Consider the following 26,892-nt stretch of genomic DNA (forward strand, 5'->3'; position numbering starts at 1 on the left):
GTTAAATATAGAACATACAGATATCCACGCCTACAAGAGGTTAGCTATACGAAGCTAAAGCCGCATCACATAAGGCTTTTTCCGATTTGTTACCTATCGTTATCTACAAGAAGAAAGAGCAGATAACAAGCTCTTTAACGGGTAATTTGCGGGTAACGAAATGGAGCGATCTCATGAACCTGAAAGACATCACCCCGGGCCTTCCTGTCCGGATTGCAACCGATCACCCAAGCGGCCACGGCGGCCGTACCGGCAGAGTCGTCGCCGTCGGTACCTTCGAAGGCAGCTACACGATCGGTGCCCTGGTCGATATAGGAGAGCCGCTGCTGGTCATCATTGAGCCGGAAGGTTTGGAGCCAGCTCCGGACGAGCCACTGCCGCCAGGCTGGGAAGAGTTTGAGGTATAAATGACGAAAGCCCCTGTCAGCCGTTATGGCCAGCAGGGGCTTGTTCTTATTCCTTCGTATTTCCCGCCGACTTGTTGAACGCCAGCTCAAACAATCCTGTAGCCGACAACCCAGCCAGTGCCCCAGACCATAACCGCAGTACCAACTCCAGGTCTGTAAACGGCGCAGCCGCCCAGCCGATTACCAGGCCGATCACGACGCCGATCAGCGGAATGATGTTCTTCGGCACGGAGATAGTCGTCTTGATGAACTGCACTCCAGCCAACACAAAAACGGCCAACACAGAAGCGAAGGCCAGAACGTCCGTTAATTTTTGATTGTCCATCAATTACGCCTCCTTTCCAACTGCAAGCAAGCCGATCCGCTGAAGCACGGTCAACACCCGATAAAAGTCCTGGCTGCCTCCCTCGGGCATGTTAATCAGCCCGGCTGCCATTGCAGCGTCAACAGCCGATTGCGCCCAAGGCGGCACATGCTCCAGGCTGCCGCGATCCTCCAGCTTGGTCACCCGGTCCGCAACATTGGCGATGACCTTTCCCTGCTCCAATTGATTTTGCTTCAGTGTGTCCTTGCTGTTCGTCAGCGCTGTAATGGCTTGCTCGGCTGCGGCCAGTCGCTTGTTCAGTTCCTCAATCATTGTTCGTTCCTCCCTTAAGATTGAATTGATCTTTGTTACGGCTGCGGCGACTTTGGCCGCGCTCGGTCGGCTGCCTGCGCGATACTGAGCAGTTGTCAGGCCAAAGGTCATTTCGAAGTGCGGCATGTCCTTGAAGGACAGCCAGTCTCCACCCCAATCAAAGCCAAGGCGCCGGATCTGATCGACCACCTCGGACCAATCCGGCAAACTGTCCTTATCGTCGTCACGGAGCGTGTCCCAGCTGACCGTTCGACCGTCCGGAAGGAGCAAGGCGAAATCGGCCGCGAATCCAAAATTATGATTGCTGTATCCACCACGCGCATTGGTAACTATGGTCCCTGGCTTTGTCCGGCCCTGCGCATAGAGTACGTCTTGCTCGGCATATGTCCGCAGCCCCTGCGTGATGATCGGCATGACGCCCCGGTTATAGGCCAGTTCGATCAGCGCCGCGCAGCCTATCTGTAGCGGTTCCTGAAGCGTCGCGATCTTGGCCATAGACTTGGCTAAGAGCTGTTCCAGCGTTAATATCATCAATGAATCCCTCCCAACTTAAACACGGTGACGGCAACGGTCACCAGTGAACCGGCGATCGCAACGATCACGGCGCCGTAAAATGTCCGCTTGAACCACTTCATGTCATCGTCACGCTGCTTCAATTGGTCCAGCGCCTGCATTGCCTTGCGAACGCCGTCTTCTGCCGTCTCCTTGACACCAGCCATCGCATCCAGCCTGTGATGCGCCGACTTGGCTGAAGCATATGCCTCCGTCGCAGCGGTGTGGGCCTCGTTGGCCACTCGGTCGGTGTCCACAAGACTGTCAATCTTAGTTTCAAGCTTCGTGATCCTCTGCAAAATCTCCATCAAAATCGCGGAGTCTGTTTCTGGCATCCTCCCTGCCCCCTTTCCATAAAGAAAGCCCCCGGAGATCCGAGGGCATAAAAAATACGCCTATGCGGCGCTTGTAATTTCTGCAGCTTGTTCAGCCGTTATTTTTCGAGCTGCGACAAAGACTTGCACCTGTGCCGGCGAATAGTACCCGGCATCATAATATCGCTTGATAGTCGCGTACCAGTCCATCAGACCACACCTCCTTCCACGATCATGAGGAGCATAGCTGCGTTGTCGGCGTCCGCCTGATCCTGCCGGGCTTGCACCTGCGCCAGCTCCAGCAGCAGACCAGCGTTGTCTATGCGGAGCTGCTCAATCTCATTAGGCTGCGGTGGATGATCTGCTTGGTACTGCGCCCAGAGCGTCGCCAGTTCATCGGTTGTGCGCTCCGTCAGGTCGCCATCGACATACCGGAGCCTCGGGATAACGGCGTTGTACCAAAGCTCAGGGTTATAGTGACGTTCGGCATCATCAGCAACGAGAATATCTTTTTCCTGCGGCTGCTCGAACGCATCAGAAAAAGCGTGGATGACGTTACCGCCAGAGTCCACACGGATGTAGTGGTTATATCCAAACATAACGTACCTCCTTATAATTCGGCGTCCATTGCAGCAAATGAGTCAGCATTTCCGCGCAATTTTACAGGCAATCCAGCTGCGATAGTCGGCATGCCCGTGCCCGATATTTGAATTTGTCCACCGTGTAGTGATACCGATGAAACTGTTACGTCCGCTGCCTGAATCGTATATTCCGCACTGCCAACAACAAGCGAAAAACTGCCTGTAAATTTGTATGTTGGGTTAGTACGTGGTCTTACATTTATCGGAATGGTAATGAACACGGTGTTTGAATCCCCTGATACCCCCGTACCAATTTGGGTGTAATAATAGGGAGTCAAAAGGTCATAGTATCGCTGGCACAAACGCAGTTCATCCGCATAGCTACGTGGCTGAAATGGCAGCGCAATATCCCCAGCACAAAGCTGTACTTGAGCGATGTCTACGCCACCGTTACCAACGAAGGTCTCTGCTACAGTATCGCCTACACCGGCGGCGATAGCAGAACCCCACATCAGATGTAAATCGAGTCCCAGCAGGTCATTACCGTCATTGCCGAATGTTTTCCCGGCGAGTGTGTTCGTAGTAAAGGTGAATGTGTATCTCGTCCAGTTCGGCGTAAGCGTCCAGTGAGTGCCATTCAGAATCTCGGCTGGGCTCGGAGAACCAGTATACCCATAAAACTGATACATGCGGACGCCGATCTTCTTGCCGGGGATTGAGCTGCGCGCCAAAAAACTAACGGTAACTTTTTTACCCGAACCAGCTAATAGCCTTACCCCATTTTCAATTACCTGACGGACGCTGTACTCAGCATATGCCCCGAATCCACTTCCCGCGCCATTAGAGGATATACGCAGAAAATAAGAGCTTCCATCCAAATCGCCAGGCGGTACCTCAAATTTGGTGCGGCTAACGGTCGGGAAAGAACCGCCGTCTGCATTGGCATTTGTATTCCAACGGTCAGGCCCATATCCGCTTGAAGCTGGCGGACCCGTAAATACGCCACCGCGCTGCGATACATCAAAGTTACCGTTAATGAGTGCCTGTCGATAGACGTTATAAGGAAGATTGCGGGCATACTCTTCGGCAGCAGTGATAGCCGCAGCCTGCGCGTCATCAGCCTTGGCCTGTGCTCCTGTCTTGGTTTCTCCATCCTCTCTCACAAACTGTGCGTCAGAGCCACTCATCAGACCGCTATTCCCTCCGGCTACCGCATCGGAGATAACGTCTGCCCCTCCTGTAATATGGCTGCTGGCATGGGCGCCAGGCGTCGCTGTGCCGGTCGCGGTGACGGTCAGGGTTTTGGTTGCCGGGTTTGACGATATCGTAATACCGGTACCGCCGGCAATGATCATAGTGTCCTCGGGGTCGTCAGCTTCGACGTCATTAACCACAGCAAAAGCCGGCTGATTGACCTGGGCTCCGGCAGCTATACCGGCCAGTTTCGTGTGCTCGGCAGTCGAAGTATGGACGTCTGTATTATCCATATGCGCCTTGGTCGCCTCAAGCGTCGTAGCCGGCGCTGTCAGCGCGCTGGACTTACCCGTGATCCCCTTGATAAGCGTGAACAGGCTGGACAGCAGAGCCGTAAGTGTCCCGGTAAAGCCGGGTGTCACGGAGTCGGTTGCTGTCCGATTACCGATTACGGAATCCGTAGCACTCCCGGGAGTACCCGCCCCTGTTGCGATACCGTCCAGCTTGACGCGATCGGCATCAATATCTTGCTGAACATGAGTAAAGCCATCAGTGATCTGTGTGTAGGTCTCACTGATCTTGGCGTTCCCGTCTATGTTCGTGTACCTGTTTGGCATCTTGACTCACTCCTTTCATATGTTGCTCGATCGCCTCGGTCACGCCTTGCAGGATCGCCGCCTCCTGCCCTGGATGGTAAGGCAGCACAGCGGATATGACGGCGCAGATCTCCGGTACTGGATGGCGAGGGTCAAGTTCAATAACGATTTTCGGCTGAATGTTGGCCAATGGTAAAACCTCCTTTCGCTCAACACAAAAAGCCCCGCCGGAATGGCGAGACTCTTCGGTAAGCGGTATGTTATTTTTGAAGTTCTGCTATTTGAGCGTCGATAGAATCGAGTTGCTTTTGAAGATCGGCGAGTTCGGCTTTCTTTTGACTCAACATGTTCTCATATAAATCCAAAGCAGCCTGAGTTGTTTCGGCAACACCTTTATTATTTTTATTTATTTCCGCGTTCTCCCTGAAGCCTGGCAATACATTTTCTTCGAGATCCTTTATACCAGCTGTCAGGGTGCTTATCTGATTTGTGATTTCCTGTCGATCGCTCTTTAACTTTTCAAGCGTAACAGGCGTTGAAGAGGCTGTCGCCGCCGTACCATCACTCATAACTATCTTCTTCCCTTCCACCGTCAGCTTAGCACCTGTTGCATCCGCAACGGAACGAACAGGCGCGTAAGCGACACCGTTGATAATGACCGCATCTGCGACCTTCTTCCCACCTTTTTCAATGGAGAATACGCCTTGAACCTTTTGGCCTATCAAGCTATTCGTGGCAGCCATTACGGGCACCGCTACAAGCAGTAACAAACCTACGACAATTACGGATACGAATTTCTTCAACAAAAACAGCTCCTTTGGCAAAGATTTCTATATCCTTTATTATCGTCACAGCGAGAAAAAAGTTTCAATGATTTACGGTATGTTTACCTGGGCCAACAGTGCACCCGTATAGCTCCAAAGCTTTAGGTTGCGCGTCGTGGTGTCAAATGTCATATTGGATGCCGCTGCAGCCTGATTAATCTTTGCATCAAGGGCAGACTGAAGTGTTACCGATGAACCGATACTGTACAGGTTGCTCCATGAAGGTATCCGGATGTATCCAGACGTAGCAGTCAGATACACGTTCTGACCTGTAAGGTTTAAATTCGTGTAACTTGATAGTCCCAGACCAACGACAGGGTTATAGTAAAGAGTTGATTCATTGCCATCCGACAAGAACCTGATCTTACTTAGACCACCATCATACGCCGGAATCAATATCCCATTGTTGGGGTCAGTGTAAACCCCAAACGCGATACTAGCCGGATCGATGACAACCCGGGGCCAAAGTGTATCTGACGTCTGATACTTCGCCCCGGTAATGAGGCCTCCGATAATCGTTGACGCTGTAATGGTTCCAGAAAAATTGCCATCCACACCGACGAGGGTACCGGTAAACGTGCCACCGGCTGCAGATAAATCCCCGCTGAACGTACCGGTTGCAGCTGATAGGCTGCCGCTGAACGTCCCTCCAGCTGCTTGAAGATTTCCCCGGAAGGTTCCGCCCGCTGCGATCAGATCCCCATCAAACGTGCCTCCAGCTGCTTGCAGGTCGCCTGAAAACGTCCCTGTCGCTGCCTGGAGGGCACCGGCGAAGGTTCCGGTTGCAGCTGATAGGCTGCCGCTGAATACGCCGTCCGCCGCTTCTAATGTGCCGTTGAACTTCAAACGCCGAGCCAGGATATCGAGATATAGGGAGGATTGCCCGTTAACCCTCCAGTCCATGATATCGGAATTCAGCGTCAGGTCACTCACTCCGTCATCACGCTGAATCTTCAGGCCGTAATCGCGACTGGCGGAAAATCCGTAATAATTCTTTCCTTCCTTTACTGCCGTCTTGTTCAGGGCGTTAACCTGTGACGTCAGGCTGCCATCGACAGCGAACTCGGAAGCCTGGTCGCTCTCACTGGGCGAGGTAATCTTCTGGGTCAGACCGCCTTTGTAAGAGAACGTCTGCCGTAGGATCAGCGTCGCGTACTGCCTGATGCCGTTCCAGGGCAGATCGGTGTCTACCCAGTCCGTCACCTGCTCCAGCCAGGTCGCGCCCTCATAGTGGCTGTAACTGATCAGGTCGCCCTGGTCCATCTGCGGGAAACCCCGCGTGTCCATCTCCAAAGGGAGATAGGACAGGCCATTCAGAGCGACGTACAGGGCGTTCACCTGCGCTTGCGTGACAAACGGATTGGTCAGGTACAGCGTATGCGCATCGTCCCCGCTGCCAGCCTCATAGGCCAGATCATCGTCCGTGTTGTACGTAACGACCACCCGTGTATAGGTCTTGACCGGATTGGTTTGCCGGACTCGGATGTAATCGCCGGTGTCGAGCTCCATGACCGGAGCCACGCTCGCGCTGAACCGCTTTAAGCGCAGGACTCCGTCTTTGCCCGCGAAGACACTGGCCGCATTGGCTCCGGCGATATAGCCAAGCATCTGCCGCTTGGTGTAGCCTGTCGGGGCAATCTGAATCATGTACCCGGGATTGATGACAACACTGCTGTCGTAGGCATAGCCCAGGCTGCTGCAGATCTCGTTCCAGACTGCTTGCTGCGTCGCTGGATAGGACAGCGCGGAGACATAGGGAACGTCCGCGAAGACCAGTTTGTCGTAGCAGGTAAACGTCCAGACGTCGTTAACCTTCTGGCGAGAATCTACATAGAACTCGCCCATCGGCAGCCATGAAGTCGATCCACCTGCCCAAATCACGTCCGTCTCGCTCCAGGTGGACTCTGCATCCCTCCAGGTCATGCCGGCCATTGACAGCGCCAGGTAGGGGCGCATGCGGGCATTGGCCGGTACCGCCTCCTTCAGCCTGAGCGTGATGGTCAGCTTCGACTGGATGGCCGTCCCGATCTCGAACGCCTCCGATGCCGTCAGTGCGTTCTCCACAGAGAAGTCCACGATATTTGCCCTGCCATACTCCACTCCCGCTACATCAACCATGGCAACCAGTTCACGGTCATACCGCTGAAGCCGATCGGCAAATAGATTAGATATTGGGTACATACAATCACTGCTCCGTCAGAGTGACCTTCAGGCCATTCCATAAAATTGCGCCATTTGGCTGCTCGACCGCGAATGGAGCGGGCCGGTTGCCGACATACATCGTCTTCGTGACGTGCTGCCCCTCCTGTGGGTCTGGATAGTACAGCTCGAAGAACACGGCACTCATGGCCTTCAGGACGCGGGATATCTGCGAATCTGTCAGCACTCCCCAGCTCATGTCGATCTGTCTCTTAACTGCTATCCGGTCCCGGGAGAGCGTGCCATTTGTCGCCCGGACTGAAGAGTCCCCATCATCCAGGTCAAGGATCGTCACCTGGAAGCTGGACGGATATGCTGCGATCTCATCGCCGTTAATTTTGATCATGGTTCATCCTCCTCACACATCCAGTAGTGTCCGCCCAGCCTGACGCTGTACGTTGTTGATTGCCTTAATTGCTGCCCGGCCAAGCTCCGTCTCCCCGAGCTTGAATATCGCAGTCTGATTTCCGCTTTGGAGAGCATCGAGGATCTGCACCAAGACAGCCACAACAGCCGAGTTACTGGTGTCTAGCATCCCCTGGAGCTTGGACAGCGGAGACACAACTTCCGGATCGCTCGCAGCTCCCCGGTTATCCCCGACCATAGCCAGCGTAGGTCCGTAGGCCAGGCCACCTTTTGCTAAGTGAGGAATCGTTTTAATGTCAACTCCAAAGCTTTTTCCGCCTGCCCATTCCGGCATATCGATCTGAATCTTATTCAGGCCATTGATCACAGTGTTAATAGCATCGATGATCAAGTTAAGGGGTAGCTTCACAATGCTGTACAGGCTGTCGAATACACCCTTGAATATCGTCTTAACACCTTCCCAGGCCCGCTTCCAGTCCCCAGTAAACACTCCTATCAAAAAGTCAATCAGGCCGTTGAATACGGTGAACACTCCCTTGATCACGCCACCTATAGATTCGATGACCGATTTAACAATATTCAATACGATGTTGAATCCTTTGACGAATGAAGGCGCCAGCATATCAATAACCGCATTGATGAGTGGCGATATGACTTTATTCCAGATCACTGTCGCGTACTCGATCAGTTTCAGGACAAAGCTCGCTGCCTGCTCTGCAATGCCCTTGAACGTCCCTTCCCACAACTCCTTCAGGGTGGCGAGGAACGGCTCAATAATCGGTTTCAGCACCTCGTCCCAAAGCCGCTGAATAATTTTCTTAATGCTATCCATGACGCCTGAAAGTCCATCTAATACCTTCTTGCCGTGCTTGTCCCAGGCATCCTGTATGATTTGCAGAGTATCCATGACAATCTCTTTGATCAAGTCAAATACAGGCTTCAGCACAGTTTTATAGATATCATTGATCAGGCCCACTGCCCAATCGAACACATCTGCGGCCTCTTTGAAAGCCCAAGTAAGTGTGTCAGCGAAAATCGGAACGAGTGTCTTCGTAACCTCAGCCGCAATCGGGATAATAAAATCATTGATTGCGTAGTCCACGAATGGCTTGATCGTACCGTCAAGCAGGCTTTCCAACGAATCCCCGATCTGTGGAATGACATCCAGAAACGTATCTCGCAACTGCTCAAGCGCCGGAAATAGAGTGGTCTGCCATACATCCACAATGGCCGCACTGGCTGTCTGAGAGACTTTGGCAAACTCCATAATCGCCCATGATAAAGTGTCTGCGAACAGCGGTACCAGCGTTTCCGTCAGCGATGCAGAAATGGGAATCGCGAACCCATTGAGCATAAAATCCACGAATGGGTTAATGGCACCGGTAAGCAGATTATCCAGTGAGCTCGCGATTATCGGCATGGCAAGCAGGAAGGCGTTCTTTACCTTATCAAGGCTTGGCAGCCAAACTGTATTCCACAACCGCGTCATTTCGTCGGTAGTGTGTCGGAATGTAATGTCTAGCTCGTCAAAGGCCCATGTGATTTCCTTAGCAATCACTGGAGCAAACGATTGGGCAAACCCGATAACGATTGAAGGAATAAAATCCCCCAGAATGTAGCCAGCCACGGGCGTCAGGACGCCATCCTTCAGGTCTTCAAACGTGTCACCGATGTTCTTGATCGACTTACGGATAGGTGGCATCATGTCCACAAAAGGCTGAAGCGCCGGTCCGAGTCCTGCCCATCCATCAGCCACATAAGACCAGAAGTTCGAGAACTCCCCCTTCAGCCCATCCAGAAGCGCCTGTATCTTCTGTTTGATCGGATCGACGCTGACATCCGGCGTGCCCAGGTCAAGACTGCCCATATCGCCGATTCCGGCGCCAAGGCCTGCCAGCCCGCCAGCTGCGTCTCCGGCATCCTTTGCCGCGTCTGCTGCTGACTGGGACAGGGTATTAAGTTGGTCAAACCCGGCGAGCGCGCCCTTAACCTTCTTGCCAGCCTTGTCCGTCTTCTTGCCGGCGTCGTCTGTGGCCTTTCCGAGATCACCCATGGAGCCAGCCGTACCTGCTGCCGTGTCGCCCATACCACCGATAGCAGCGGTCGTGGTGGCAGCCGCTGAGGATGTACTGGCGGCATTGCCAAAGATGAGCTCAGTAAACGCCTTGAAGTAGGCCGCCGCGATCTGTAGCTTGGCGATTAACCAATTCAGGCCCTTAAGGATAGGAGTCAATATGTTAATAAATCCAGCGCCCATTGTGCCCTGAAAGATCTTCCACTGCTCACCCATTAGACGGACCTGATTGGCCCACGATCCGGATGTCCGGGCAAAGTCGCCCTGCGCATCACCGGTTACTGACAGGAGATAATTGTACCGAAGCAGCGTTTGGCTAGCCTGGTCCATGTTGTTCCATGAAGTCTTAATGCCCTGGCTAAGCGCATAAGCCTCCATGTTGGCCACGGACATATTAACGCCGAGTTGCTTCAGGGGCTCCGTCTCTCCGCTGATCCCGCTGCGGATCTTCTCGAACGCATCATCAGTGCTGAGATTATAAAAAGAGGCCATATCCGCAGACAGCTCTGTGAGCCGCTTGGACATGGTCTCCATCTGTACCCCGGCAAGGCCTGAGCTCTTCATCATTGCACCAAGTGTAGATGAATATTTCTTCGCCGAGAGCTCAGATAGCCCGAATTGCTGTAGCGTCGTCTTGGACCAGTTATTGATGTCCTGGGCCATGCTGCCAAACGTCACATCAACAACGTTCTGGACTTCCTGCAGATTGGAGGCAAGTTCAATCGCTTCTTTGCCGAAATCCACAAGACCCTTTACAGCAAAGGCCCCGGCGATGATCCCGCCGAGGCCCTTAAAGGCACTGCCCACCATGCCGGAGGCGGTGCCTGCGATGTTGCCGAGTTGCCGCTGAAACTGTCCGTAATTTAACTCAAGGTCAAGGTCAATACGACCTGCGCTACTACTCGCCAACACGCTCACCTCCAAACATCCGGGCCATGGCAGCTTCTAAACTCATTTGCTGTTTTTCAAGCGTCTCCGGATCGGATAGTTTAGCGTCCGCCTGCCTGCGTCTCCAGTCGTTGTAGATACGACGCTGATCGGCGGTCCAGCCCTTGCGAACCTTCGGGTCCTGCTCGCTCCGGATGGTCACTATGCTGCCAAGAGGTGTGTCCGGCATGAGCCCAGCAAGCAAGCTGCTGAACTCATCCCACGGCATGTCACCGTGCTGCCGGATGCGGATTCCGTACTGCTTGGCAAGACTGGCCTCAATCAGAGCCCAGTCCTCGCGCAGATCGTACCAGTTATTAGGACTGCTGCTGTCCCTGAAATCGGGCAGCCGCTTCCTCATAAGTGATGTCTGCCATTGCAGCCAGAACAGCAGATGCTAGCACCTTGATGTTGGCAAAGCTGAGATCCGGTACGCCGATCTCCTTATATGCCTTCTCACCAAGCGCACCCCTCATCGCATTCAGGATGCCATCTACACCGCCGGTCGCGGCTTCCTCGAAGGCCAACATAGCAGAAATACCATTGTTTACCGGGTAGACCTTGTCCCCGATTTGAATAGACGGCTGCTCATTAGAAAACTTATCCGTGATATTGATAATTTTGGACATGTGTTAATCCCCCTTATGGTGCTGCCGGCGTGAACGTCGGCTTGCCGTCACTCAGCAGCTCAAATTCCAGGCCGTCAATATTGGTACTGTCGCCGCCTGCTGGAGTCGTTACGTTGATGATGCAGTCCATCGCCAGTTTTGCGCCGCTCGGCATGGTCCACTCAAATTTCGACTCGACGCCCTGACCAGTCTCATAAGCCAGTCCAGCGACATAATCATTGCCCGGATCGCCATAATTCCGCTTGCCGCTGAAGCTAAAGGACAGTGCCTTACCGGTTACTGCCCGGCGAGTCCAGCCTGCTTGGTCCATAGGCGACCACTCTTCCGTATTACCGTCAATGGACGGTGCAAAGTTTTCCAGATCCTTTACGGTGACCATATCGGCGGGAGCCACCGAAGCGCGCCCGTTAATGCCGACCTTAAAAATATTGTTGTGTACCGGAAATACACCTGTTCCTGCCATTGAAATCCCTACCTTTCGTAATAAATCGTGACCTCGATCACGTATTCAAAAACACCTTCATCGTCCGTCCCGACGCCGACTGGCTCCGGCGTTACCATATCAAACTGGACAACGCGGTGCCCGGCTATCACAGCCGTCTGACCAAACAGCGCAGCGTAGACCTCCTGCGCCTTGCGTTCAGCTGTGTCGGCGTTCTTGTTCCAGTGAACCAGGATGGACACTGCCTTAACTGCATATGTCGTGTTATCCAATCCGCCGACAGCAATCACCGGAGCGCCGCGGTTAACGCTATACAGCCCGATGCACTCCGGCTTCTTGGTGTCAGCCTTGCCAACGTACCAGGCCGGGCAAGTAACCTGCGTCTTCAGCCAGTCCCTCACTTCGCTAAGGAGCATCATCGGATAAATCCCCCTGACAGCTTCTTGAGAAGCTTCTTAAACGTCTCGGTGACGCCACGCTTTTTCGTCCCCTCAGCCCACGCGCGCAGCCATTCGCCCTGTGCATGCCGATTCTTGTCCTTCCTGAATTTGTACTCCGGATGCCAATAGAGACGGCGAGCATACGGCGTGTCATAACTGATCGTAACCTTACCGCGCTTGGACTTAGAGGCATCTATCGTCGCACTGCGCTCCAGCTCTCCGGTCTGCTTCGGCACGACTTCTGCGGCCATGATATCCGAGAGGATACTTTCCTTTGCGCCTTCCACGGTCATGATTAGCGCCCTCTCAGGAGACGTCCGGAACTTGGACATGGCGCGTGGATTCATCGTGGTTTTTACCTTAACCATCTACTTCAGCTCCAGTTCCGTCGAAAAGATGCTGCCGTCCGGGTTACGCGGCCGCTCCGTCCGAAAGATAGTCCGCTCATCGCCGGAGACGCGAATAAGCCCCTCGATCTGCTGACCGGGGGCAATGTCGCCTTCGATAATTACTTTACCGCTGAGCCGCACCAGGCGGCGCTCCGCGTCTAGGACCTGCTTGGACTTCTCGTCATAGTTGGCCGGACCATCGTACAGTAGTGTCTCAACCGGTTCTCCGTCTTCAGACGTCTCCGTCTGAAACACCTGAACCGTCGCATTGTTGATCCAGCGGGGATAAGGCAGTTTGCCACGCATTAGCACAGCCCCCTTGTCGTCAGCCCTGTCAGCGCTAGCAGGCTTGTCACACTTTGCGTCGTCTGCACTCCACCCGCTCCTGTAGCCGCCTGGAATGACACTGATACGCTGCCTGCGGAGTACCCGGATAGCGGACTGTTGATATAGTCGCCGTAGGTATAGTAAAAGTCCGCCTGCTGGCATACGGCCTTGATCACTTTATCGGCCTGAAACGGCGTCAGTGCCTCGAAGCCACGGGCAGCGATCCGGTTATATGTCAGCGTGTCGATCTGATCGCTGGCCCGCTCCAGTGCCGCAGGAAGCTGCTCCACAGGGATCTGCCCGCTGCCGTACAGTTCGTAGTCCGCTACCGTGGCATAGGCCATAGGCTCACCTACTCGACAGCAGGTTCGCCGTCAGCTTTAATAGCCTTTGACTTGCCTGCTGCTTTGGTATCTGCGCCTGCAAGCTGTGCCTTCAGGGACTCGATCTCGTCGAGCGCTTTCTGATGCTCGGCATAGGACACCGACTTAGACGGGGATGTTTCTACCGTCTTCAGCGCTTCGCCGTCAACTTCTGCGATGTCATATCCCAGCTTCAGGTAGTCGGAACGCTCCGCTTCTTCGATCTTCAGCTGGGTATTACCTTTAACTGCATACAGCATGATCATTCTCCTTTCTTAATTAGGGCGCTACATTGATCTGGATCGCCGCAGCCTTGCGCTCGATGAGGAACAGATCCGTATACCGGCGGTTTTGATACAAGAATCCATCGCCGCCGGTATGGGTTCCTGGTTCCCACAGGTAGATTGCCGTGTGCTTGATCGGCGCAAGGACGCAGTGCGGATGAACCAGGATCATATTGATCTGCTTAGCACCGACACCAGGAACCGCGCCGCTGGTGAAGTCATATGCCGTCTTCAAACGACTCGAAGGCACTTGAACCAGTGTCACGTCATCCAGCTTGCGGACGGATCGATCAACTGTCCCGTTATTGGACTGGACGCTGATAAACCGCTGCACTTCCTCAGCTTGTTTCAGAAGCTTGTAGATGGCTGGTGTCACGTACAGAATGCGCCCTTCGAGCGGGATTTCCGCTTCGTCCATGTTCTCCATGAGCTGATCAAACGTCTGAAGTGCATTAGCGGCCGTAATTACTGTCGTATCCGGCGTTTTCCCCAATGCCACATAATCCGCATAGATTTTGCTGTAACGGTACTTGTCAAGCTCCGGGATAGCCTGCTCCGTCTCAAAGACGTTGGTCAGGTTAGCAGCGGATACAATCTGATTCGTTTCGTCCACATCCATGGCGTCCACATAGAATTCCACGTCACGGTCAAACGTCAGCACCTTCAGCTCGAAGTCATTGCTGGCCGCCTGCCGGTTCCATCCGCCTGTACGGCTGTGATTCTTATAGCCTGCCACATCCAGGCGCGGAATCTTAATCGTCTTGGCATTGACAAACATCGCATTTTCCGTCGTCAATCCGCTCGACGTCAGTTCCTTTGTGTACTTCTGTTGCAGGACCGTCTGAAAACTGTCCACATAGTTGTAAGGCATGATTTCATCTCTCCTTATTCATGATTACTTGCTATCAGCCACGCCGAAAATACTGGCCAGCTGCTCATTCGTCGCCGATCCAGCACCGCCCTGACCGCCTCCACCGCCTACACGGAAGCCTCCAGTTCCACCTGCGCCACCTTTGTCTTCCGGCTTGAACAGAAACGCCTTGGACTCCTGCAGGCCCTTCAGTTGCTCGTCCAGGCCGACGACCTTATCGCCATCCACGACGAGCTTTGTGCGGTCAAACAGCCCTGACACAAGTCCCTCATCGTGCACCTTGCCGTTCAGCGCCGTCTTGATTGCACTGGTCAGGGCCATGTCCTTCAGATCGGCAGCATACTTGTCAGCAGCCGTCTTATTCTCTGCCTGAAGAGTCTCGATCTGCTTCTTCATGTCCTCGCTGGCGCCGGCTGCCTTGCCCAGATCCTCAATCTGCTTGTCGCGGTCCGATACGTCCTTCTCCAGCTTCTTCCGCTGCTCCGTCAGATCGTTATACTGTGACTTCGGAACAAAATGCTTCGGTAGTTCCTTATTCACATCGTCAATCAAGCCGTCAGCCTTCGACTCATCAAAACCAGCGTCCTTCAGCAACTTCTTCAACCAATCCATTTATCTCGACCTCCATAGATTTTTATAGCTGCTCTCCAGCTAAGGGAGCGGGCCGATATACTCCGGCCTGAGTACAAGTTAGGGCCACGGCAGTCTCAGCCATGGCCCTATTACACTGGAATCTTAAATTTTTCTCGGCTGTAATCCCGGCGAAGCTGCGGATTCGCCTTGAGGTGATCCCGCATTCGGCCCTGCCATTCCTTCACCTTAGCCGCTGCTGCTGCTTTGTTAGTCGGGTCCACACTGCCTGCCTCGCGCCGCTTGTACCGCCGTATCTGCCGCTCCATGTACCTCTGCTTTTGCTCTGCCTTGTAGTTGGCCAGTGCCTCCTTGTTGTCCACAGGCTGCGGAAGCCGGCTCTGTCCCGGGACAAAGGTCGTCATATTGTGGCGGCAATTCGGATGAAACAAGCCGCCTGCCATCGCCTTGCTCAGTAGTGGATACGAGCCATCTGCAGCCGTGCCCCCGCTGTACACGTCATCGATGTACACCTTGCCCTGCCAAGGCAAGCAGAGCTCCGAGCAGTTATTATGGGCCGACACGACGACCGTCCGAATGCCGAGTTGATTCCGCTTAGCGCCCTCTCCCGCAAATACAGCCCGCTGAGATGACGTCCGAAGCGACATTTCCGCGTAAGAGGCTATATTCATTCGGCGGCCATTGGAAAATTGGATGCTGTCGATGCCTTTGTTGAGGAAGTCAAACGTCGCCATGTCGATCGCCTGGTTGAGCGAGACGGCGCCGCTGTTTAAATAAACTTGGCTCTTGAAGATGGTTTGCCGGAAGACGTCGTCCACTTGCCGTAGGATCGCCGCTCGTGCCTGCCGGATCTCTCCCTGGGCAGCTTCAGCCAGAGCGTTGATCCGGTGCTCGTTGGCTTTGAAAAAGTTCCCATCATCCTCGCTCGCCACTTCCACTTTACGAGGCAATACCTTGCCGATCAGCGCCTTCGCAGCCCGTTTGATGCCGGAGAAGAAACCAGTCTTCACTTCTTCCTTCACGAGCTCCTCGGCTTCAGGCATCGCCTTGCTGACAATTCGATCGGCCTCTTTCAGGTACGTTCTCAGGTCCTCCAGCTTCTTCTGCTGCCACTGTGGCCACTCGAAGCCTTCCTTCTTCTCCTCATTCTCGTGACGGGTCAGGTTTCGATTCATCGATGCGACCAGGTCGATCTCCATCTGCGCGAATATCCCGCGAAGGTCATAGGCCCGCTTCATGCTGTACCGTCCCCTGTGCCATCCTCATTAGGCGGGGCATCACGATTGACTGCTGGCTCATCCATAAATCCGCCCTGTTCTGCTCTCAGCCTGGCAACCTCTTCGGCCTTTTCATCATCCGTCCAGGTGTCGCCGTACATCTCCTCGACGGCTCGTTCTAGGCTCATGACACCGAATGTCCGGGCCTTACCTACCGTCTCAACTACGGCATCAAACGATGGAGAGGCGTACTCACCGAAGGACACGCTTGCCTCGTACTCAGCCAGACGGCGAGCTTGAAGTGTGTCATAAACCTTAAGCACCGTCTCCACTAGCTCAGGGATGACCTCGTTCAGCCGGTCCACGATCTTACCCCGGGTGTACAGCGTCGCCTTCTCCTTCTCGCGCTGTGCCTCGGCGTTGTCCATCTTCTTTAGGTCGATACCGAGCGTCGATGGGCTGATGATGCCCTGCAAGCACATGTCTATGGCTGACGCATAGCTGGCCACGAACGCCTCATAGAGGATCTGCGGCTGTACTGTGTTAATCTGGCCCTTGGCATCCTCGGCCATGATAGAGCCAATCCGAATGAACTGATTATCAAACGGGTTAGGCCGCAGTAGCTCGCCAGTCTCGGGATTGTGCGGGATCATGTCCTCTGGAATGTACTTCTGTACCCTCCCGGCCCTGATCGCATCAAGCCATTGGGACACTACCTCATCCAGGGCGTCAAACGAATCGGCCTTGCTGTCATACAGGCTCTTGCCCCGGCCGGGCCATTTGGTTGACTTGAACACCATCAGCGGCACAGCCATGAGAAACTCGCCGTCAAACGTAATCTCCGGGGCCAGCGAAGCCGTCTCAGGGACCGTGGACAGCGGTACTTCCTTGCCGTAGGCGTTCAGCAGCCGCGTCTTGATATAACCGAGCCCGAATGTCTCTTCCAGCCGATAGTCGCGCTTCTCGATGCAGTAGTCTGTGTAGAATACGACCTCCTGCAGCCGGCCGCGCTGTCGCTTATACTCCACTTGATCCCCGGAATAAAACTCAATCAGCGGATAATCGCTGATCTCTGGATCGACGGTGATCTTAAACGCCCCGTCACCGACCGCCAGCGTGTCCACTACAGCGCCGCTCAAGAGCTCCGGGAAGTCGTTGTCCTCGGCAATCTCTTCCCACTGTGCTGTCGCCGCCTCAGTCTGCAAACTGATAGCGTCCAGATCAGCGACGACGATGTCAGCCAGCCGATCAGCGACCATAGCCGGCAGCCCTGAGTGTATCTTCCGGATGCCCAGGCCTACGCTGGGGACGGCCGCCCAGAAGCGCGATCGGCTTACACTGTCCGTCACCGTCTGCTTATAAAACTGGTCCAGTTCCGACGGATCGCCGCGATACCAGATCCGATTCCGTAGCACGTTCGCCTGATAGCTGAACGGCTCTTGGATCGTAATGACCTGGCTGGTCGGCGCTGGCGTGATCCTCAGCATCTTCATGACCATATTCTTAAACCACCCCACTCTCTTAACCCCCTAACAGGAACATCGTTTCGGCCAGGCCTGTTGTGGCGTCTGGCGCATCGTCATGCGCGTTCTTGCCTTCCCGCTGGTACGACGTCATGGCCTTGTAGTAGTCCGGCCAGCGGTCCCGCCAGTTGAGGGGGAAGTAGACGTGCTGCATGACCCACGTCGCGTTGCTGACGATGCGGGCCGTCTTGTTCTTCGACTGGTGGAACCAGCTCACATCCGTCCGGTTGCTCTTAAGCTCCGTGTCCAGAATCCGCTTGATGTTCCGCGCGAACGCCCGGCCGCCGTTGTTGGACTCGATCCGGGACTTGTTCACCTTGAACGCAAAAAGAGCCTGCGCGGTCGCGGGCTCCGTGATTTCCATTGGCTGCTTGGTATATATGACATCCAGGACGTACGCCTCTTTGGCATACACGCCCCAGATGATATTGCACAGGTAATCGTCGCCCTCGTCTGCGCTGTCGCAGTAGGCGTATATGCCGGACCACAGCGGTTCTCCGTGCTGATCTTCCGGCAGCCGCTCGTAGGTCTTGAAGCTGCTATACAGCTTGCCCTTGATGTCGATGGGAATCTGCTGGTAGTTTGCGCTGGCAATGTCTTCGCCCATGGCTCTCACCTTCATGTCGTAGCTCTCACGGGAGAGGATATCCGGGCACAGCATGGTCCCGTCATCCTGGAGCGCCTTCATGGTCAGAAGCCGGACTTTCTTCTTTTCCTCGGAAAAATGCTCCAGCGCCCGGCCTGCCAGGTCTCCTGTAGCCCAGCGGGTCATGATGATAATGATCTTGCCGCCTTCCTCCAAACGGCTCAGCATTGTGTTGGTGAACCATTCCCACTGCTTCTCCAGCGTGTTCGCGTTGTTGGCTTCCTCGGCATTTTTAATCAAATCGTCGATCATCAGGATCGTAGCGCCGAAGCCGGTCGCCGTGCCTGTGGGAGACGTCGCCAGGTAGTTATTATAGCCGCCCTCCAGGCTCCAGAGGTTCATGGCGCTGTCCCCACGCTTGATCCGTGTCGCGGGAAAGATGTCGCTGTACACGATGCGGTCCTTGTCAGCCTTCAGGGTATTGATACCGTCGCGCACAGCCTTACTGAACGTCGTGGATAGCGTCTCGTTGTAGGAGCCGGTCATGACCTTCTCACTGCGGTTCTTGCCCAGGACCCACTGCGCGAACATCGACGCCGTGCGGCTTTTACCGTGGCGTGGCGGCTCATTGACAATCAGGATGTCATCGTCTGACTCGTAGAAATCCTGCATCTCGTGGCAGAGCTCCCCGAGATACTGCCGATCGGAGCGGTAGAAGTCCGGCGCCATCGTTTGGCAGAAGGTGAAGAACTCCCTGCGGGCCAGCTCGATACGGGCACCGCGAATTATGGCTGCCTTATCCACTGTCGATCAGCTTCCTGAGCTCATCCGTTGTCAGGCCGGCGAAGGGATTGGTTGTCTCGATGCTGCCGCTATGCTCCACGTCCTGCTTGTCGCGCCACTTATCCGGGCGCCGGTTCTTGAGCCAGAAGATCTGTGCGGTAGTGTCGCCCTGGACTTCCTTGGTCACGCGCTTGGTTTCAGCCATGACAACGATCTGCTCGCCGGTCTCTTCGTCCTCGACAGTTCCAGGCTCCCGGGTCACCTCGTCGTAGGCGTATCCTAGCGCACGCTTCAGCAGCGCGTTCTCAACGGCTATATCGACGATCTCTTTGCCCTTTTTTAAGGCCTCGCGAATCTCGCAGTAGTCTTGCTTGTAGCGGTACAGTGTAGCGACATTCACGCCCATATTGCCTGCGATCTGATCGTCCGTCAGTCCGTCTCTGGCCCAACCTTCGAGGCGAAGCAGCCCCTCTGGCGTGAGCCAATCGTGATATTTACCCTTTGCCATCGGGACTGCCTCCTTTCTTGAAACGCAAAAAAGAGCCCTCCGTAATGGAGGACTCGGTTATTGACAGACTTATAGCACTGCATGTTGTATGGCTCAGTGTAGGGCAATCTGTAGGGCAAGCCTACAAGAAATCTTGCTTAATTTTGCATTTGGCACGGTTCACATAGTCCTGAACCGACGCCCGAGATACCCCAAGCTTATGTGAAATCTCCTGCAAAGTCAAGCCTTGTGCCATGTGAAGCAGAAAACATGTTCGCTCCCGGTCACTAAGCGCCAGCAGCGCCTCGACCATCTTCAACCGCTCGGTATCTGTCATCTTGCTGCCGGTGATCTGTACGAAGATGGCACGCTGCCGGTACACATCTGTCCTCTCTGCTCCTCGGCGGCTTCCTGGGCGCCTGCCGCGCCGCATCCAGGTTAAGGCATACCGCATGTCTGCCAGCATGCCGGAGACCGTCTGTGCTTCCTCAGCGCCAGCCGTGTTACCTGTATCCAGGGAATCCCGGTACCGCTCAAGGGTATGAGTCTCGGTTGAATATTGTTTGATCAGGTCCTCGATCCATGTTACCCCCATGATGTCAGCTCCCTTCAAGCTTCCTTCGCTATCTCCAACCCCGCCGCTCCGATCAGCCGATCCAGATACCAGCGGGCTTTCTGCAGATCCTCGGCGCCGCCCTTCATCCGCCAGCGCCAGATGTATTTGATCACCTGGCCAGTACTGTAAGCCTCCTTGCCGGATAGCTGGGCCGTGGCCGCCTCGATCGCATCGATGCACTCAATGGCTCCGGCAGTGTAATGCGCTGGGTGGTTCACGGGATCGCCGATCAGCGACGCGGTAACGGGTACCTGCTCAGTTTCCAGCTCAGCGATATGACTCAGAAGCTCGTCCCGCTCGGCAGTCATCCGCTTGATCTCCGCCTGAAGGTGCTCGCTGGCTTGGCCGGACAGCGCTACCGTCTCGGTAGCCTGAGCTGTCCAGTGCTCGACTTCGTCATTTAGCCGCTGTGTTTCAGCAGCCAACACGCTCCGCTCCCGCGTCAACCGCTCGATTCCAACTTCGATTGGCATCAGATCCCGCCAATCCAGGCCATCAATCCCGATGTAGCAGTCCACCCGGCTTTTATCGAAAAATGTGACTCCTGTCTCCATGCCGTAGGTACCGTCGCACATTGGAATGATTCGGCCGACGCCGTGCTCCTCATGGTAGACAAGCTCTCCGATCGTTTCCGTCTTGCGATAGTCTTTTTCAGCTTTGTCCAACAGCTCCGGCTCTGGCTCCGTCACCGGGCGAGATTCCGGCGACTTTCCCGCATCCTCCTTCGCCCACCGCTTGATGTGGTAATCGATCGCCTGCACCGTAACGCCCTGCTCCTTAGCGATCTGCTCCTTGGTCTTTCCGTCTGCGATCAACTTTTTATATTCAGTTTCGGTCATCGTAAATTTGGCCATATCGTTTAGTCCCTCCTTGGGTTTGGTCTTAATCTCAATCGGCGGTTTGAACTTCTTGTCCCGTGGTGTAGCCGGGTACTTGGCCCGGATCTCCGCCAGCTCCTCCGGTGAAAGTGTATATTCAACGACTTGGCCGGGCCCCATAGCAGCCTCATGCTCAATGTCCCGGCGCGGAATCGGTGTCCGGGTTCGATCTCTGCTCATACCAGATTGCTCCGGACATGCCGGGCCCTCCGAACATAGCCGACAGCCGCTGCCGTCTCCTCCCGGGACCGATGAGCAAATATCGCGGCAATGTCCTTGCGGACCTTGGGGCTGTACACCCGCGCGGCCTGCTGACGTTGAATCTCCTCGATCCGCTCGACGATTCCGCTCAGCTCACCGGCCATTCCCTTCTGCCGGCGTAGATATTCTGCCAAAGGCTGAAGCAACTCCTTGTCCTCCTTAGCCTTTCTTCGGTTCCAACGGGCAACGCCGAGCTGGGAGCCGATTTCAAGCCGTTGCCGGGGTGTGAGTCGAAGCAGCTCCAGCGCGTGGACCAGATCCGTGCACTCGTCGGAATAATACTGTTCGTCTTGGATGGCCTTCTCGAAATCTGACTTGGTGCCCTGAACGATCTCCAGAAGGGTGCGTGAAGCTTTGTAAGCATCAATGGTCATGACTCGCTATCTCCTTCCCCAAGGGCTGCCCGGGCTCTATCTCCACCATCAACGAAGATAGGTGTGCATCTAAGCTCCATCTTTGCGTAAAACTCCAGCGCATCCCGTTGCCGGGCTATGGTCTGCTGTGCCTCGGCTAATCGATCCCTCAATCGTTCATTCTTGATCTGCTCGTTCCGGATTGTGGCGAGTAAATGTACTTTCGACTGGCCAAGCGCTTCCCGTGCCTATTCCAGAGCATCCAACGCCTCCATGAGCTCCGCTTCCTCTCGTTCCAGCCATCCGCGTCTGGCCTGTCGCTCCTTCAAACGATCTTTGATCTTTTCAATGCGCTCCGGCGTTAAGGTAACTTTTCCTTCTGTCATCCTTGCACCGCCTTTCCGTCGGAACCTCGCAGAACCCGGAGCGTCCGCGGCTGATTCGGGTCTTTGCCAAGATAGCCAAGATCACACAGAGCGTCGATCCGGTTCTGAACCGTGGACGATGACGAGAGCCCCAGCTTCAACGCCAATTGGCGAACGCTAGGTGGATACCCGTTACTGGCGATGAACTGCTCAATGGTCTTCAGCGTTTCAATCCGCTTCTTCGTGAGTTTTGCCATTTCAAACCTCCTTCTCAATCTCCACTTGGAGAAAATGAATGCCAGTTAATCCGTCTACTTGTAGCTCATACCGCTTCTTAGCGATCCTTCTATGATTTATCCAGCGAGCTATCGCTTTGTTGTTCGTGGCCACTGCTCCGTTCTTGCCAGACGTGGACATGACTTTGGAGCCACTGGCATTATCAATAGCCTTCTGGATAACCAAGCGCATCAGTTTGGAGTTAAAGCCAATTTGAACAAAATCCCCTGCGTTAAGGTTCAAAAGCGTTGCAGCCTCCTTGTTGATACTCATCCCCAGCGAATTGAGTCCGCACTGTGGGATACTAGGCGAAAGTTCAGGAGCATACCACTCAACCCCATCCAGCAGCGTTACCGCACCGCCAGGCGGTCGTCCTCTTCTTGTTTCGTTGCTCATCTTCCATTCCTCGCTTTCTGGATTTTGAATATAGCGTTGCAATTTATCTTTGATTAGCGTCAACAAACGACTGACATAGGACTGCGATATATTCAAGGCTGCGGCGATTTCAGGCTGCCCTTCGCCACGGAGAAGTAGGGAGAAAATAGCATAATCCCGATCGTCAAGAAACGACTTGAACTCCTCAATCAAAACTTCCGTCTGGTCATCTTCTTTGCCAAGTGTGTCCATCAAAGTTAGGTCTGTCTCTCCATCGAGACTCACGGCCTGATCCAGAGATCGAACACTACCGGCCTGCAGATACGCAAGCGCCTCTTCCACCAACTTCGGGTCCATCTGGAGTTCTGCTGCAATCTCCGCCGGCTCTTCCTCGTCGGAGCGTATGATCTTGCCTGCTGCATAATAAAGCGCTCGTGGAGTTCTAACGCTGGAAGAGTGCCGCTCTAGCAATTGCTGCATCATCCCCTGGATGTATGAACCCGCATAGGTTGAAAACTTTACCGGTTTACCGCCGTATCCATCCGGATCGAAGCGGCGGAACGCCTGCATCAGCCCGATTACGCCCTCACTAATCAGATCTTCATACGCAATGTTGGCGTTGCAACGGCGCCGGTACCGTTGGGCGATAGAGTGTACCAGTTTTTTATGCTGCTCAATGACTTCGTCTAAGTAACCCAGGTTAGGATTAAAGTCGATCTGAGTATTCATGGATTTTTCCTGCCTTCGTAGACTTCTTCCAGCCACTCCACGAGCATCATCATTTGCTTGATCGCCAGCCGATGGTCGTTATATTTCCGACACATCGCCCCGGTGGAGTCGGCCGCCCACTGCCAGAACGCCGGGCTCTCCATCCCGAAGCGGGCTGCTGCCTGATTGGCCTGTCCGATCCACGCCTGGACATCTGCGAAAAACGCTCCGTAGTCCATGGCCCTACAGCTCCTCGATCCGGATGTAGATGCCGGGAAGCTTGGCCCAAAACTTCTCGGCGATCAGGCTGACCACCAGCGCGTCATCCCGCCAGAAGCCGCAGGCCGTCATGCAGTCGAACAGCAGTTTCTGGCTGTTATCGATATCCGGTTTGGTCGTCTTGTACTCTCCGTCCTGGTGTTTGCCGCTCATCGGGAAGCACCACTTCACCAGTAGCCGCACCGGACCGGTATACCTCCGCGACGGTACATGCTGCCCAAGGTGGGCCATCAACAGCGCACGCGCCGCCTTCAGGGCATCCGGCTCGTAGAAGACTGGCTTACCGTTTACCACCGTAACCTGCTTCTGCTGGTGGGTGATCGTTGGCGGCTTTTTCATCGGCATGAAGAATTCAGTCGTCGGCATCCTATCACCTTCCATTTTTATCCTTTTATATTTTTTGCGCGTTTTATAAATGTGATTGGGTTGAAGGGAAGGGGGCGAAAGCCTACCCCCTCCCTTTATCCCTTATTATTTATAATAAGTGGTGTCGGGAGTACCCCCCCGGACAAATGACGTGTATGGTGGTGTCCACAGGGTATAGACATGCGAAATCAATGCTTTTGTCTACCACTAGACGCAGGACAAGACCATAATTTTGTCTATTGTCCGCACCTTGTTAATTCATGAAAAATTGAATGACTAGGTTCCCTCCGTCTTCTTGAAAGACATCAAATTCATTGCTTTCGACATCTCGGATGTCCTCATCCTCGGACCATTCATCGCCCTTTGGAAGTTCATCTGCATTAACAATACCGACAATTTTTAGTTCTTGATTTTGAGGGAGTTCAGATAGAATCTCAATAAGTTTGTCAACTTTCATTTTGGCCGCCGCCCTCCTTTTCGATGATTACATATCCGTTGTTCGCATCGTAGATGAAGCCGCCGTGCTCCTTCATGTATCGAGCGACCGTCTTTTCCGAAACGCCCATATACTCAGCAACATCTTTTTTTGTAGGAGCTGATCCCATCAAACAGTTATTTACCGCCGCCTCAAACTCATCCGCCTTGCTCCGGCGCTCCTCCCCCGCCTTTTCCTTCCGCTTGCTCGTCGCTTTCTGCCAAGGCGGTTTGAAGGACTCTCCTTCGGGATCGATATCCTTCAGGCTGCCCACGTCATCCACCCGATGGACCGGATAGGCAAACCACATATTGACCGGATCAAACTTGGGATACTCCCGCAGTGTGCCCTCCACGCGCCAGGCGGAGCGAATGCGGACGGCCTTCAGCGCCTTATCCAGCTCCGTCTGCACGTAGACAGCCTGAGCTGCCAGCCCACGCTTGGCATGCTCCTCCATCACGGCCTTGCTCAGCAGATCGTCCTGGGAGACGTGCGCCTCCAGATAGGTTGGATTGAACTGCCGGAACAACCGCTCGTACACCGTGCAGACAGCCTTGTTCTCCTCCTGCTTCAGCAGGGCTTCGGTGATCTCCAGTTCGACTAGGTCGATCAATGCGTCCGGATCGCGGGCGAATACACCGCTGCCGGATGCTCGGTCCATGGACTTTTTGCCACCTTGAGCGCCTTTACTGTGATGATGACAGTAGATGACGCTGGCCCCGAGCTCCGTCGCAATCTTATCGAATTGGTTCGTGAAGTGCGCCATTTGGTCGGCGCTGTTTTCATCGCCGGTGAGCACCTTGTAAATTGGATCGATAATAACGGCAATATAGTTTTTCTTGGCCGCCCGCCGGATCAGCTTCGGAGCCAGCTTATCCATCGGTACCGACTTGCCCCGCAGGTTCCAGATGTCGATATTACTGATGTATTGTGGTGGAATCCCGAGTGCCGTGTACACATCCTTGAAGCGGTGCAGACAGCTAGCCCGGTCAAGCTCCAGGTTGACGTACAGCACCTTCCCCCGCTCACACTGCCAGGCTAGCCACTTGATACCCTCAGCGATCGCTATGACCAACTCGATCAGCGAGAAGGACTTTCCCGCCTTTGACGGCCCGGCCATCAGCATCTTATGCCCCTGCCGCAGCAGGCCATGGATCAAAGGAGGCGAGAGTGCCGGCATGTTATCCCATGAATCTGTCAACCCTTCCGGGTCCGGCAGATCGTCATTGACGCCCTCAATCCACTCATGCCATTCCGCCCATGATGCTTTCCCGATATTCGTGTCCACGATGAACTGCTTCTTCCCCTTGCGCTCGACGCCAGGGAGCCGCGACAGCCGGGAAGGGTTCCGGTTCTGCCGGTCGATCAACAGGCCATTCCGCCGACAGATGTCATAGAGGTAATCGACCCGCTTGCGGTACTCGTCGTAATTGGCTGCCTCAACTCGAACGATAGCGTGTAGGCTCTTCCCGCCGCTGTAAACCATGACGGCGATCGGCAGCTCGAGCTCGCGCATGATGGCATTCTGCTTTTCGATCTCCATCGTGTCGCTTTCAACGAGCGCATACCGGAACTCGGTCACATTCTCATTTTTCACGCCGCGGCCATCCAGAGGGTTAAACCGAATCCAGGCCCCTGCCTCCGGATCGTAGTCACCCAGCACGGAGCCGATGTCACCACCGCACTGGTTCAGCCGCTGGATCAGCTCTCCGGCTGTACGGTCCCAAGCCCCCTTTGTGGGTAAATACTTGCCTTCGTCATTTTGCCAAGTGTCTACGACATAACCGACTTGCTCCGATGCTTCAAACAGAGCACTTAAATACGTTGTTATCTGCTGTACTGGGTTCCAGTCAGCCGGTTCGTGGATCTCTTTACCTTCAATCCAGTTCTTGTCCACGACGACATAATCGCCGGCCCCGCCGGAAATCTCGTCGTCCCAGCCGAGTTCGTGGTGATCCTCCCGCTCGTAAGCGGATCGCGGCAGCCAGCCGTTATCCTTGGCGAGCTGCGTAATCGTGGCGCCCGTCACCGGATTGCCGGAACCTTCGAACGAAGTCCACTTCTTGAAGCACTCCCCGGGATGATACCTGCCGGGGTCCCGCCGGCTCCATTCGTCCCAATCGGCTGCCGTGTAACCTTCGTATTTCAGCGCCATGCCGACGTTGACCCATTCCTGATAATTCAGGAAGGACGGGTCCACATGCTCCAGCAGGGCCGTGAGGTTCAGTTTATGTTCCATGTCTTCATCTCTCCAATAACTCCGGGTTTTCGTAGATGTTGCCAATAACTTTGTGATAACTCAATCCCATCAATAAATCGGGCAAAGCACCGCTAGTTC

At 54.5% G+C, this 26,892-nt stretch carries 37 protein-coding genes; 1 reads left to right on the plus strand and 36 read right to left on the minus strand.

From position 1 onward, the window contains the following. Window positions 1-86 precede the first annotated feature (86 nt). Entirely contained in the window at window positions 87-407 is a 321-nt protein-coding gene (locus tag KIH86_RS13870; protein ID WP_223110515.1) for a hypothetical protein, read from the plus strand. A 46-nt stretch (window positions 408-453) separates the two neighbouring features. Here KIH86_RS13870 and KIH86_RS13875 read toward each other — a convergent pair whose 3' ends face one another. From KIH86_RS13875 to KIH86_RS30140, 36 genes are all read right to left on the minus strand, one after another. Next, window positions 454-732, minus strand: coding sequence for a holin (locus tag KIH86_RS13875; RefSeq protein WP_223088472.1), 279 nt, complete (start codon window positions 730-732; stop codon window positions 454-456). A 3-nt stretch (window positions 733-735) separates the two neighbouring features. Continuing rightward, window positions 736-1,575, minus strand: a complete 840-nt coding sequence (locus KIH86_RS13880; protein WP_223088465.1) for a M15 family metallopeptidase — start codon at window positions 1,573-1,575, stop codon at window positions 736-738. After that, the gene (locus KIH86_RS13885; protein WP_235775409.1) at window positions 1,575-1,931 is read right to left on the minus strand and encodes a hemolysin XhlA family protein; all 357 of its coding nucleotides are present in this window, start codon (window positions 1,929-1,931) and stop codon (window positions 1,575-1,577) included. The genes KIH86_RS13880 and KIH86_RS13885 overlap by 1 nt, the downstream gene beginning before the upstream one ends. 60 nt (window positions 1,932-1,991) lie before the next feature. Beyond that, window positions 1,992-2,120, minus strand: coding sequence for an XkdX family protein (locus KIH86_RS13890; protein ID WP_223088464.1), 129 nt, complete (start codon window positions 2,118-2,120; stop codon window positions 1,992-1,994). Next, on the minus strand, window positions 2,120-2,509 hold the full coding sequence (locus tag KIH86_RS13895; RefSeq protein ID WP_223088463.1) for a hypothetical protein: 390 nt from the start codon (window positions 2,507-2,509) through the stop codon (window positions 2,120-2,122). Before KIH86_RS13895 ends, KIH86_RS13890 begins: the two co-directional genes overlap by 1 nt. Window positions 2,510-2,520: 11 nt before the next feature. Continuing rightward, window positions 2,521-4,302, minus strand: a complete 1,782-nt coding sequence (locus KIH86_RS13900) for a hypothetical protein (protein ID WP_223088462.1) — start codon at window positions 4,300-4,302, stop codon at window positions 2,521-2,523. Next, window positions 4,256-4,471, minus strand: a complete 216-nt coding sequence (locus KIH86_RS13905) for a hypothetical protein (protein ID WP_223088461.1) — start codon at window positions 4,469-4,471, stop codon at window positions 4,256-4,258. Before KIH86_RS13905 ends, KIH86_RS13900 begins: the two co-directional genes overlap by 47 nt. Before the next feature lie 70 nt (window positions 4,472-4,541). Continuing rightward, a complete protein-coding gene (locus KIH86_RS13910; RefSeq protein WP_223088460.1) occupies window positions 4,542-5,084 on the minus strand; it encodes a hypothetical protein in 543 nt (180 codons plus the stop codon). A gap of 72 nt (window positions 5,085-5,156) precedes the next feature. Further along, window positions 5,157-7,286: a DUF3672 domain-containing protein gene (locus KIH86_RS13915; protein WP_223088459.1), complete on the minus strand. Its 2,130-nt coding sequence runs from the start codon at window positions 7,284-7,286 to the stop codon at window positions 5,157-5,159. 4 nt (window positions 7,287-7,290) lie between these two features. After that, window positions 7,291-7,650 (minus strand): DUF6711 family protein, encoded by a 360-nt coding sequence (locus KIH86_RS13920; protein WP_223088458.1) that lies wholly within the window; start codon window positions 7,648-7,650, stop codon window positions 7,291-7,293. Between the two features lie 12 nt (window positions 7,651-7,662). After that, the gene (locus tag KIH86_RS13925) at window positions 7,663-10,653 is read right to left on the minus strand and encodes a hypothetical protein (RefSeq protein ID WP_223088457.1); all 2,991 of its coding nucleotides are present in this window, start codon (window positions 10,651-10,653) and stop codon (window positions 7,663-7,665) included. Continuing rightward, window positions 10,643-11,032, minus strand: coding sequence for a Gp15 family bacteriophage protein (locus KIH86_RS13930; protein WP_223088456.1), 390 nt, complete (start codon window positions 11,030-11,032; stop codon window positions 10,643-10,645). The genes KIH86_RS13925 and KIH86_RS13930 overlap by 11 nt, the downstream gene beginning before the upstream one ends. Further along, on the minus strand, window positions 10,989-11,300 hold the full coding sequence (locus tag KIH86_RS13935; RefSeq protein ID WP_223088455.1) for a hypothetical protein: 312 nt from the start codon (window positions 11,298-11,300) through the stop codon (window positions 10,989-10,991). The genes KIH86_RS13930 and KIH86_RS13935 overlap by 44 nt, the downstream gene beginning before the upstream one ends. Window positions 11,301-11,313: 13 nt before the next feature. Then, window positions 11,314-11,763, minus strand: coding sequence for a phage tail tube protein (locus KIH86_RS13940; protein ID WP_223088454.1), 450 nt, complete (start codon window positions 11,761-11,763; stop codon window positions 11,314-11,316). Window positions 11,764-11,771: 8 nt separating this feature from the next. Further along, window positions 11,772-12,161, minus strand: a complete 390-nt coding sequence (locus KIH86_RS13945) for a minor capsid protein (protein ID WP_235775410.1) — start codon at window positions 12,159-12,161, stop codon at window positions 11,772-11,774. Further along, the gene (locus KIH86_RS13950; RefSeq protein WP_223088453.1) at window positions 12,158-12,550 is read right to left on the minus strand and encodes a hypothetical protein; all 393 of its coding nucleotides are present in this window, start codon (window positions 12,548-12,550) and stop codon (window positions 12,158-12,160) included. Before KIH86_RS13950 ends, KIH86_RS13945 begins: the two co-directional genes overlap by 4 nt. Further along, the gene (locus tag KIH86_RS13955) at window positions 12,551-12,877 is read right to left on the minus strand and encodes a hypothetical protein (protein ID WP_223088452.1); all 327 of its coding nucleotides are present in this window, start codon (window positions 12,875-12,877) and stop codon (window positions 12,551-12,553) included. It lies immediately after the preceding gene. Beyond that, complete coding sequence (locus KIH86_RS13960) at window positions 12,877-13,242, minus strand: head-tail connector protein (RefSeq protein ID WP_223088451.1); 366 nt, start codon at window positions 13,240-13,242, stop codon at window positions 12,877-12,879. The genes KIH86_RS13955 and KIH86_RS13960 overlap by 1 nt, the downstream gene beginning before the upstream one ends. Window positions 13,243-13,250: 8 nt before the next feature. Next, window positions 13,251-13,520, minus strand: a complete 270-nt coding sequence (locus KIH86_RS13965) for a hypothetical protein (protein WP_223088450.1) — start codon at window positions 13,518-13,520, stop codon at window positions 13,251-13,253. 19 nt (window positions 13,521-13,539) lie between these two features. Then, entirely contained in the window at window positions 13,540-14,415 is an 876-nt protein-coding gene (locus KIH86_RS13970) for a capsid protein (RefSeq protein ID WP_223088449.1), read from the minus strand. A gap of 24 nt (window positions 14,416-14,439) precedes the next feature. Further along, window positions 14,440-15,027, minus strand: a complete 588-nt coding sequence (locus KIH86_RS13975; RefSeq protein WP_223088448.1) for a phage scaffolding protein — start codon at window positions 15,025-15,027, stop codon at window positions 14,440-14,442. A 110-nt stretch (window positions 15,028-15,137) separates the two neighbouring features. Continuing rightward, a complete protein-coding gene (locus KIH86_RS13980) occupies window positions 15,138-16,244 on the minus strand; it encodes a phage minor capsid protein (protein ID WP_223088447.1) in 1,107 nt (368 codons plus the stop codon). Further along, window positions 16,241-17,740, minus strand: a complete 1,500-nt coding sequence (locus tag KIH86_RS13985; RefSeq protein WP_223088446.1) for a capsid protein — start codon at window positions 17,738-17,740, stop codon at window positions 16,241-16,243. Before KIH86_RS13985 ends, KIH86_RS13980 begins: the two co-directional genes overlap by 4 nt. Before the next feature lie 4 nt (window positions 17,741-17,744). Continuing rightward, on the minus strand, window positions 17,745-19,136 hold the full coding sequence (terL, locus tag KIH86_RS13990) for a phage terminase large subunit (protein WP_235775411.1): 1,392 nt from the start codon (window positions 19,134-19,136) through the stop codon (window positions 17,745-17,747). Then, window positions 19,129-19,623 carry a transposase gene (locus KIH86_RS13995; RefSeq protein ID WP_223088445.1) on the minus strand — a complete coding sequence of 165 codons (495 nt, stop codon included), beginning with the start codon at window positions 19,621-19,623 and terminating at the stop codon, window positions 19,129-19,131. The genes terL and KIH86_RS13995 overlap by 8 nt, the downstream gene beginning before the upstream one ends. 121 nt (window positions 19,624-19,744) lie before the next feature. Next, window positions 19,745-20,197: a sigma-70 family RNA polymerase sigma factor gene (locus tag KIH86_RS14000; RefSeq protein ID WP_223088444.1), complete on the minus strand. Its 453-nt coding sequence runs from the start codon at window positions 20,195-20,197 to the stop codon at window positions 19,745-19,747. A gap of 14 nt (window positions 20,198-20,211) precedes the next feature. Then, window positions 20,212-21,276, minus strand: coding sequence for a DUF3310 domain-containing protein (locus KIH86_RS29560; RefSeq protein WP_235775412.1), 1,065 nt, complete (start codon window positions 21,274-21,276; stop codon window positions 20,212-20,214). Continuing rightward, entirely contained in the window at window positions 21,273-21,731 is a 459-nt protein-coding gene (locus KIH86_RS14010) for a hypothetical protein (RefSeq protein WP_223088443.1), read from the minus strand. Before KIH86_RS14010 ends, KIH86_RS29560 begins: the two co-directional genes overlap by 4 nt. A 227-nt stretch (window positions 21,732-21,958) precedes the next feature. After that, entirely contained in the window at window positions 21,959-22,096 is a 138-nt protein-coding gene (locus KIH86_RS14015) for a hypothetical protein (RefSeq protein WP_223088441.1), read from the minus strand. Next, window positions 22,093-22,332 (minus strand): LexA family protein, encoded by a 240-nt coding sequence (locus tag KIH86_RS14020; RefSeq protein ID WP_223088438.1) that lies wholly within the window; start codon window positions 22,330-22,332, stop codon window positions 22,093-22,095. Before KIH86_RS14020 ends, KIH86_RS14015 begins: the two co-directional genes overlap by 4 nt. A gap of 1 nt (window position 22,333) precedes the next feature. Then, window positions 22,334-23,455, minus strand: a complete 1,122-nt coding sequence (locus KIH86_RS14025; protein WP_223088436.1) for a sigma-70 family RNA polymerase sigma factor — start codon at window positions 23,453-23,455, stop codon at window positions 22,334-22,336. Further along, on the minus strand, window positions 23,452-23,673 hold the full coding sequence (locus tag KIH86_RS14030) for a hypothetical protein (protein WP_223088433.1): 222 nt from the start codon (window positions 23,671-23,673) through the stop codon (window positions 23,452-23,454). Before KIH86_RS14030 ends, KIH86_RS14025 begins: the two co-directional genes overlap by 4 nt. A 4-nt stretch (window positions 23,674-23,677) precedes the next feature. After that, window positions 23,678-24,079, minus strand: coding sequence for a RusA family crossover junction endodeoxyribonuclease (locus KIH86_RS14035; protein ID WP_223088431.1), 402 nt, complete (start codon window positions 24,077-24,079; stop codon window positions 23,678-23,680). Between the two features lie 253 nt (window positions 24,080-24,332). Then, window positions 24,333-24,536, minus strand: a complete 204-nt coding sequence (locus KIH86_RS14040) for a hypothetical protein (RefSeq protein WP_223088429.1) — start codon at window positions 24,534-24,536, stop codon at window positions 24,333-24,335. Further along, window positions 24,526-26,793: an AAA family ATPase gene (locus KIH86_RS14045; protein WP_223088426.1), complete on the minus strand. Its 2,268-nt coding sequence runs from the start codon at window positions 26,791-26,793 to the stop codon at window positions 24,526-24,528. Before KIH86_RS14045 ends, KIH86_RS14040 begins: the two co-directional genes overlap by 11 nt. A gap of 4 nt (window positions 26,794-26,797) precedes the next feature. Continuing rightward, window positions 26,798-26,863: a YopX family protein gene (locus tag KIH86_RS30140; RefSeq protein WP_223088467.1), complete on the minus strand. Its 66-nt coding sequence runs from the start codon at window positions 26,861-26,863 to the stop codon at window positions 26,798-26,800. Window positions 26,864-26,892: the final 29 nt, after the last annotated feature.

This window comes from Paenibacillus sinensis (genome assembly GCF_019904155.1).
Classification (GTDB): Bacteria; Bacillota; Bacilli; order Paenibacillales; family Paenibacillaceae; genus Paenibacillus_AQ; species Paenibacillus_AQ sinensis.

Bases quoted from the DNA above. Each gene is read 5' to 3' on its own strand.
- KIH86_RS13915 (WP_223088459.1), bottom strand. From the start codon at position 7,286: ATGTACCCAATATCTAATCTATTTGCCGATCGGCTTCAGCGGTATGAC.
- KIH86_RS14040 (WP_223088429.1), bottom strand. From the start codon at position 24,536: ATGAAAGTTGACAAACTTATTGAGATTCTATCTGAACTCCCTCAAAAT.
- KIH86_RS13890 (WP_223088464.1), bottom strand. From the start codon at position 2,120: ATGGACTGGTACGCGACTATCAAGCGATATTATGATGCCGGGTACTAT.
- KIH86_RS13995 (WP_223088445.1), bottom strand. From the start codon at position 19,623: ATGGCAAAGGGTAAATATCACGATTGGCTCACGCCAGAGGGGCTGCTT.
- KIH86_RS13975 (WP_223088448.1), bottom strand. From the start codon at position 15,027: ATGGATTGGTTGAAGAAGTTGCTGAAGGACGCTGGTTTTGATGAGTCG.
- KIH86_RS13950 (WP_223088453.1), bottom strand. From the start codon at position 12,550: ATGGTTAAGGTAAAAACCACGATGAATCCACGCGCCATGTCCAAGTTC.
- KIH86_RS14035 (WP_223088431.1), bottom strand. From the start codon at position 24,079: ATGCCGACGACTGAATTCTTCATGCCGATGAAAAAGCCGCCAACGATC.
- KIH86_RS14030 (WP_223088433.1), bottom strand. From the start codon at position 23,673: ATGGACTACGGAGCGTTTTTCGCAGATGTCCAGGCGTGGATCGGACAG.
- KIH86_RS14045 (WP_223088426.1), bottom strand. From the start codon at position 26,793: ATGGAACATAAACTGAACCTCACGGCCCTGCTGGAGCATGTGGACCCG.
- KIH86_RS13900 (WP_223088462.1), bottom strand. From the start codon at position 4,302: ATGCCAAACAGGTACACGAACATAGACGGGAACGCCAAGATCAGTGAG.
- KIH86_RS14025 (WP_223088436.1), bottom strand. From the start codon at position 23,455: ATGAATACTCAGATCGACTTTAATCCTAACCTGGGTTACTTAGACGAA.
- KIH86_RS14010 (WP_223088443.1), bottom strand. From the start codon at position 21,731: ATGACCATTGATGCTTACAAAGCTTCACGCACCCTTCTGGAGATCGTT.
- KIH86_RS13965 (WP_223088450.1), bottom strand. From the start codon at position 13,520: ATGCTGTATGCAGTTAAAGGTAATACCCAGCTGAAGATCGAAGAAGCG.
- KIH86_RS13935 (WP_223088455.1), bottom strand. From the start codon at position 11,300: ATGTCCAAAATTATCAATATCACGGATAAGTTTTCTAATGAGCAGCCG.
- KIH86_RS29560 (WP_235775412.1), bottom strand. From the start codon at position 21,276: ATGAGCAGAGATCGAACCCGGACACCGATTCCGCGCCGGGACATTGAG.
- KIH86_RS13945 (WP_235775410.1), bottom strand. From the start codon at position 12,161: ATGATGCTCCTTAGCGAAGTGAGGGACTGGCTGAAGACGCAGGTTACT.
- KIH86_RS13980 (WP_223088447.1), bottom strand. From the start codon at position 16,244: ATGAAGCGGGCCTATGACCTTCGCGGGATATTCGCGCAGATGGAGATC.
- KIH86_RS13875 (WP_223088472.1), bottom strand. From the start codon at position 732: ATGGACAATCAAAAATTAACGGACGTTCTGGCCTTCGCTTCTGTGTTG.
- KIH86_RS14000 (WP_223088444.1), bottom strand. From the start codon at position 20,197: ATGGGGGTAACATGGATCGAGGACCTGATCAAACAATATTCAACCGAG.
- KIH86_RS13940 (WP_223088454.1), bottom strand. From the start codon at position 11,763: ATGGCAGGAACAGGTGTATTTCCGGTACACAACAATATTTTTAAGGTC.
- KIH86_RS14015 (WP_223088441.1), bottom strand. From the start codon at position 22,096: ATGACAGAAGGAAAAGTTACCTTAACGCCGGAGCGCATTGAAAAGATC.
- KIH86_RS13885 (WP_235775409.1), bottom strand. From the start codon at position 1,931: ATGCCAGAAACAGACTCCGCGATTTTGATGGAGATTTTGCAGAGGATC.
- KIH86_RS13895 (WP_223088463.1), bottom strand. From the start codon at position 2,509: ATGTTTGGATATAACCACTACATCCGTGTGGACTCTGGCGGTAACGTC.
- KIH86_RS13920 (WP_223088458.1), bottom strand. From the start codon at position 7,650: ATGATCAAAATTAACGGCGATGAGATCGCAGCATATCCGTCCAGCTTC.
- KIH86_RS13970 (WP_223088449.1), bottom strand. From the start codon at position 14,415: ATGCCTTACAACTATGTGGACAGTTTTCAGACGGTCCTGCAACAGAAG.
- KIH86_RS13955 (WP_223088452.1), bottom strand. From the start codon at position 12,877: ATGCGTGGCAAACTGCCTTATCCCCGCTGGATCAACAATGCGACGGTT.
- KIH86_RS13960 (WP_223088451.1), bottom strand. From the start codon at position 13,242: ATGGCCTATGCCACGGTAGCGGACTACGAACTGTACGGCAGCGGGCAG.
- KIH86_RS13930 (WP_223088456.1), bottom strand. From the start codon at position 11,032: ATGAGGAAGCGGCTGCCCGATTTCAGGGACAGCAGCAGTCCTAATAAC.
- KIH86_RS13880 (WP_223088465.1), bottom strand. From the start codon at position 1,575: ATGATATTAACGCTGGAACAGCTCTTAGCCAAGTCTATGGCCAAGATC.
- KIH86_RS14020 (WP_223088438.1), bottom strand. From the start codon at position 22,332: ATGGCAAAACTCACGAAGAAGCGGATTGAAACGCTGAAGACCATTGAG.